Origin of the sequence: Amycolatopsis kentuckyensis (assembly GCF_041679295.1) — a bacterium.
In the GTDB taxonomy this organism is placed as follows: Bacteria; Actinomycetota; Actinomycetes; order Mycobacteriales; family Pseudonocardiaceae; genus Amycolatopsis; species Amycolatopsis kentuckyensis_A.
In genome coordinates this window covers 1-606 of record NZ_JBGDMD010000045.1, presented here as the reverse complement: position 1 = coordinate 606, position 606 = coordinate 1, and the positions used below count along the sequence as shown (strand labels likewise).

Annotated in this window: 1 protein-coding gene; it reads right to left on the bottom strand. The window is 67.2% G+C overall.

The window, feature by feature from the left end; genetic code table 11:
* On the bottom strand, positions 1–606 hold a 606-nt coding region (locus ACERZO_RS50315; RefSeq protein ID WP_372673162.1), incomplete at both ends, for an FAD-binding protein.

The window sequence follows — 606 nt, the reverse complement described above, 5'->3', positions numbered from 1 at the left end:
AACAACCCGCCGACCACGGTGTCGTTGTCACGCAGCACCTCTCCCCGAATCGTGGTGGGAATCCCGCCCATCACGTAGTGGCAGGTCGGGAACACCGGCACCGGCTCCTTCACCGGGTCGACGCCCAGGTACGTCCGGGAGAACTCGGTGATGTCCGGCAACTTGCTTTCGAGCACTTCGGGATCCAGGTGGGTGACGTCGAGCAGGAGGTAGTCCTTGTTCGGCCCGCAGCCACGGCCGGCCCGCACCTCGGTGACCATGGCGCGCACGACGATGTCCCTGGGTGCCAGGTCCTTGATCGTCGGGGCCACCCGCTCCATGAACCGCTCGCCGTCGGCGTTGCGCAGGATCCCGCCCTCGCCGCGGACGGCTTCGGAAATGAGAATGCCCAGGCCCGCGAGGCCGGTCGGGTGGAACTGGAAGAACTCCATGTCCTCCAGCGGCAGGCCCTTGCGGAAGATGATGCCGAGGCCGTCACCGGTGAGGGTGTGCGCGTTCGACGTCGTCTTGAAGATCTTGCCCGCGCCGCCGGTGGCCATCACGATCGACTTCGCCTGGAAGACGTGCAGCTCGCCGGTGGCCAGCTCGTAGGCGACGACGCCGGAG